This is a genomic window from Streptomyces filipinensis (assembly GCF_014649495.1).
GTDB lineage: Bacteria > Actinomycetota > Actinomycetes > Streptomycetales > Streptomycetaceae > Streptomyces > Streptomyces filipinensis.
The window spans coordinates 1-5,846 of sequence record NZ_BMTD01000053.1; the positions used below are offsets into that span (position 1 = coordinate 1).

Genomic DNA, 5,846 nt, shown 5'->3' on the forward strand with positions numbered 1-5,846 from the left:
AGGTCGGCGACGTTGCGGTGGGTGACCGCGACGCCCTTCGGGATGCCGGTCGAGCCGGACGTGAACATCGCGTACACCGGCTGGTCCGGGTGGACCCGCACCGCGGGATCGCCCTCGGCCCCGGAAGTCGCCCCGCTCGGGATCACCTTGGCGCCCTCGGGCAGCCGTACCGCCCCCGGATCGCGGTCCGTGACGAAGAAGTCGACGGCGGACTGCTCGACGATGAGCTGGACGCGCTCCATCGGGTACCGGGTGTCCAGCGGGACGTACACCGCACCGGCCTTGACGACCGCGAGGGTGCTGACCACCGCGTCCACCGACCGGTCCTGGAAGAGGGCGACCCGGCTGCCGGGCACCACTCCTTCCGCGATCAGCCGGTGGGCCGCGGCGTTGGCCCGTGCGTCGAGTTCCCGGTACGTCAGCTCCTGATCGCCGTGGACGACGGCCACGGCGTCCGGGGTCCGCGCGGCCTGGGCGGCGAACAGCTCGCCGAGTCCGGTGCCGGCGCCCCCGGTGACCGTGCCCGCCCACCGCTCCAGCAGCAGATCCCGCTCGCCCGTGGACAACAACTCCAGTTCGCCCAACGGGAGTTCGGGGGCGTCCACGGCGGCTTCCAGCAGGCGTACGAGCCGGTCGGCGGTCGCCTCGATGGTGCTCGCGTCGTAGAGGTCGGTGGCGTACTCGACGGTGATGTCCAGGCCGCCGGGTTCCCCGTCCGCGCTCCGCTGCTCCGCGAAGCCGAAGGTGAGGTCGAACTTGGCGATCTCCACCTCGGAGAACTCGTACGCCGTGGTCAGGCCCGGCAGTTCGGGTGCCTCGGCGGCGGTGTCGCCGAGCGTGAGCATCACCTGGAAGAGCGGGTGCCGGGCCGGGGTGCGCTCCGGGTTGAGGATCTCGACCAGGCGGTCGAAGGGCAGGTCCTGGTGGTTCCAGGCGGAGAGGTCGGCCTCCCGGACGCGGTGCAGCAGGTCCCGGAAGCTCGGGTCGCCGCTCAGGTCCGTGCGCAGGACGAGGGTGTTGACGAAGAAGCCGACGAGGTCGTCGAGCTGCTGGTCGGTGCGGCCGGCGACCGGGGAGCCGAGCGGAATGTCGTACCCGGCCCCGGACCGTGCCAACAGGGCGGACACGGCGGCCTGGGCCACCATGAACAGGGTCGTCCCGGTGTCCTGGGCCAGCGCGGTGAGCGCCGTGTGCAGTGCGGCGCTCCCGTGGACCGTGTGGGTGCTGCCCCGGTTGGAGGCGGTCGCCGGACGCGGGCGGTCGGCCGGGAGGGTGGCCTCCTCCGGCAGGTCGCTCAACGCCTCGCGCCAGAAGCCCAGCTGGCGTTCCTCGTCGTCCGCCATGAGCTGCTGCTGCCAGAGCGCGTAGTCGGCGTACTGGACGGGCAGCGGCTCCCAGCCGGGTGCCCGGCCCTCGGTACGGGCCGCGTAGGCGGCGGACAGGTCGCGGAAGAGGGGCGCGTTGGACCAGCCGTCGGAGGCGATGTGGTGGATGACCAGGAGCAGGACGTGCTCGCGCTCGCCCAGCTGGAAGAGACCGGCCCGGAGCGGGATCCGGGATGCCAGGTCGAAGGTGGTGGCGGAGAGTTCGGCCAGCCGGGCGGCGAGCGTGTCCGGGGTGACCGGGAGGACCGGCAGGTCCACCGGCTCCGGCGCGCGCACCGACTGGTAGGCCTTGCCGTCGTGGACCGGGAAGACCGTGCGCAGGCTCTCGTGGCGGGTGACGAGGTCGGTGAGGGCCTGCCGCAGCGCCTCGACGTCCACGGAACCGGTGAGCCGCAGCGCCATCGGGATGTTGTACGTCGCCGACGGGCCCTCCATCTGGTCCAGGAACCAGAGCCGTTGCTGCGCGGAGGACAGCGGGACGCGCTCGGGGCGCTCCTGCGCACGGGCCAGCGCGGCCCGGGGAAGCTCGCCGCTGCTCTCGGCGACGCGCTCGGTGATCCGCTCGGACAGCGCGACCACGGTCGCGTGCCGGAACAGGTCCTTGACGCCGAGCTGCACGCCGAAGGCCTGGCGGATCCGGCTGATGAGGCGGGTGGCGAGCAGGGAGTGGCCGCCGCGGTGGAAGAAGTGGTCGTCGATGGTGGCCGACGGGAGTCCGAGGACCGCCGCGAACAGGCCGCACAGGACCTCTTCCTGCGGGTTGCGCGGGGCGCGTCCGATGACGTCGTGGATGACCTGCGGGGCGGGCAGCGCACGCCGGTCGATCTTGCCGTTGGCGGTGAGCGGAATCGCGTCGAGGAGGACGAAGGCCGACGGGACCATGTACTCGGGGAGCGCCGCGGCGGTGTGCCGGCGCAGGTCGCCGAGGTCCACGCCGTCCCCGGCGGTCACCAGGTACGCGACGAGCCGCTTGTCCCCGGGCCGGTCCTCGCGGACGATCACCGTGGCCTGGACGACCGCCGGGTGCGCGGTCAGCGCGCCCTCGATCTCGCCGAGCTCGATGCGGAAGCCGCGCAGCTTGACCTGCTGGTCGGCCCGGCCGAGGTACTCCAGCGCGCCCTCGTGGTTCCACCGCACCAGGTCCCCGGTGCGGTACATCCGGGTGCCCGGCTCGCCGAACGGGTCGGCGACGAACCGCTCGGCGGTGAGCGACGGGCGGCCCACGTAGCCCCGCGCCAGACCGGCCCCGGCGATGTACAGCTCGCCGGGCGCGCCGGCCGGAACGAGCCGGAGCGCGGAGTCGAGGACGTAGAGGTGGTGGTTGTCGAGGGCCTCGCCGATCGGGATCGTGCCCGGGAGGTCGTAGGGGCGGCGGACGCGGTGGGTGGCGGCGAAGGTGGTGGTCTCGGTCGGCCCGTAGCCGTTGACGACGGTCGTGTCCGGGCAGTTCTCCTGGATCCGCCGCACCGCCTCCGGCGAGACGACGTCACCGCCGGCCCACACCTCCCGGACCCCGGCGAAGGCCTCCGGCACCTCCTCGGCCATCACCCGGAACAGTCCCGCCGTCAGCCACAGACTGGTGATCGAGTACCGGGTGAGCAACTCGCCCAGCGTGCCGGTCTCCAGGTGGCCCCGGGGCGCCACGACGACCGTGCCGCCGGTCAGCCACGGCACCCAGATCTCGTAGGTGGAGGCGTCGAAGGTGTGCGGGGAGTGGAAGAGGACCCGCTGGTGGCCGCCGCCCGCGTACATCCGCTGGCGGGCCAGGTCGGCCACGTTGCGGTGGGTGACGGCGACGCCCTTCGGGACGCCGGTCGAGCCCGAGGTGAACATGACGTACAGCCACTGGTCGGGGTGGGTGGCGGCGGTGTGCCCCGTCGCGGGGCGGCCGTCGAGCTCCTTGCGGTCGACGACGAGGTCCCGGGCCTGCGCCCTGGTGACCAGCGGATGGTCGGCCAGCGCCCGGTCGGTGATCAGCACCGGCGCGTCGAGCTCGTCGAGGATCTGGATGTGGCGGGCGTCCGGGTCGGCCGGGTTGAGGGGCGCGTAGGCACCGCCCGCCTTCACGACCGCGAGCATGGCGACCAGGAGGTCGGCCGAGCGCTCCATCATCAGGGCGACGACGGACTCGGGGCCGACCCCGAGGCCGCTGATCCGCTGCGCGAACCGGTCGGCCTCGGCGTCGAGTTCGGCGTAGGTGAGGGTGCGCTCCTCGGACGCCACGGCGATCGCGTCCGGCGTCCGGGCCACCTGCGCGGCGAACAGCTCCGCGAGGCCCGCGTCCGGGAAGGCGCCGTCGGTGACCGCTCCGGCGCCCAGCTCCAGCAGCCGCTCCCGCTCCTCGGGGCCGGTGAACTCCAGCTGCCCGACCGGCAGATCCGGCGCGGCGACCGCCGCTTCCAGCAGCCGTACCAGACGGTCCGCGAGCCCTTCGACGGTCCGGGCGTCATACAGGTCCGTCGCGTACTCGATCGCCAGGTCCAGGCCGTCGGGCCGGCCGTCGGGCGTCCGGTGCTCGTGGAAGGAGAAGGTCAGGTCGAACTTGGCGATCTCCAGCGGGGTGAAGCCCGACTCGGTGTGGACGCCCGGCAGTTCGAGGACCGGCTTGGCCGCGTCCTGGAGGGTGAGGGCCACCTGGAAGAGGGGGTGGCGGGCGGTGCTGCGCTCGGGGTTGAGGATCTCGACGAGCCGGTCGAAGGGCAGGTCCTGGTGGGCCCAGGCGGCCAGGTCGGTCTCCCGGACCCGGTCGAGAAGCTCGCGGAAGGTCGGGTCCCCGTCGACATCGGTGCGCAGCACCAGGCTGTTGACGAAGAAGCCCACCAGGTCGTCGAGGCGCTGGTCGGTGCGGCCCGCGATCGGCGCCCCGATCGGGATGTCCGTACCGGCACCGGAGCGGGCCAGCGCGGTCGCCACCGCGGCCTGCGCCACCATGAACAGGGTCGTCCCGGTCTCCCGGGCCAGCCGGGTCAGCGCCTCGTGCAGCGCGGGCGGGCACGGCACGCCGTGCGTACGGCCCCGGAAGCTCGCGGTCGCCGGACGCGGCCGGTCGGCCGGGAGGGTGGCCTCCTCGGGCAGCTCGCCCAGCGTGTGCCGCCAGAACTCGGCCTGTCGCTCCCCGTCCGCCGCGAGCAGCTCCTCCTGCCAGAGGGTGTAGTCGGCGTACTGGACCGGGAGCCGCTCCCACTCGGGCGCCCGGCCCTCGACGCGGGCGGTGTAGGCGGTCGCCACATCGCGCAGGAAGGGGGCGGTGGACCAGCCGTCGGAGACGATGTGGTGCATGACGACGAGGAGGACGTGGTCCTGCGCGCCGGTGCTGAACAGGCTGGCCCGCAGCGGGAGTTCGGCGGCCAGGTCGAAGGTGCGGGCCGCCTCAGCGCCGAGCAGCGCGTCCAGGGTGTGCTCCTCGGCCGGGGTGACCGGCAGGTCCAGGCGGATCTCCCCGGCCGGCAGCACCACCTGTCCGGGCTCCCCGTCAGCCGCCGAGAACAGCGTCCGCAGACTCTCGTGGCGGACGACGGTGTCGGTCAGCGCGAGCCGCAGCGCGTCGAGGTCCACGGCACCGGTGAGCCGCAGCGCGAGCGGGATGTTGTACGTCGCCGACGGCCCCTCCAGCTGGTCCAGGAACCACAGCCTGCGCTGCCCGAAGGACAGCGGCACCCGCTCCGGCCGCGCCACCTCCCGCAGCACCGGCCGCCGTACGTCCTCCCCGCTGCGCAGCTCCACCAGCTCCGCCAGCGCGGCCGGGGTCGGCCCCTGGAACAGGTCCTTGACGGTGATGCCCACGCTGAAGGCCTGCCGGATCCGGCTGATGAGCCGGGTGGCGAGCAGGGAGTGGCCGCCCCGGTGGAAGAAGTGGTCGTCGATGGTGACGTCCGGCAGTCCGAGGATCTCCGCGAACAGCCCGCACAGCACCTCCTCGGCGGGGGTGCGCGGGGCGCGCCCGACGGCCGCGTCCTGGCTCGCGGACGGCGCGGGCAGGGCCTTGCGGTCCACCTTGCCGTTGCTGGTCAGCGGGATCGCGTCCATCGGCACGAAGACCGACGGGACCATGTACTCGGGCAGCGCCGAGGCGGCCTGCCGGCGCAGGTCGCCCAGGTCGAGACCGGACTCGGCGGCCACGAGGTAGGCGACCAGCCGCTTGTCCCCGGGCCGGTCCTCCCGCACGGTGACGACCGCCTGGCCGACACCGTCGTAGCCGGCCAGCGCCGTCTCGATCTCTTCGAGTTCGATGCGGAAGCCGCGCAGCTTGACCTGCTGGTCGGCCCGGCCGAGGTATTCGAGGGACCCCTGCTTGTTCCAGCGGACCAGGTCGCCCGAGCGGTACATCCGGGAGCCCGGCTCGCCGTACGGGTCCGCCACGAAGCGGTCGGCGGTGAGGGAGGGGCGGTCCAGGTAGCCCTGGGCGAGTCCGGCGCCGGCGATGTACAGCTCGCCGGGGGTGCCGGGCGGGACCAGTTGCAG

1 protein-coding gene is annotated in these 5,846 nt (G+C 73.5%); it reads right to left on the bottom strand.

Going from position 1 to position 5,846, the window contains the following annotated elements; translation table 11 throughout:
- Window positions 1-5,846, bottom strand: a 5,846-nt coding sequence (locus IE244_RS41345) for a non-ribosomal peptide synthetase (RefSeq protein WP_191878738.1), incomplete at both ends; no start/stop codon positions are given.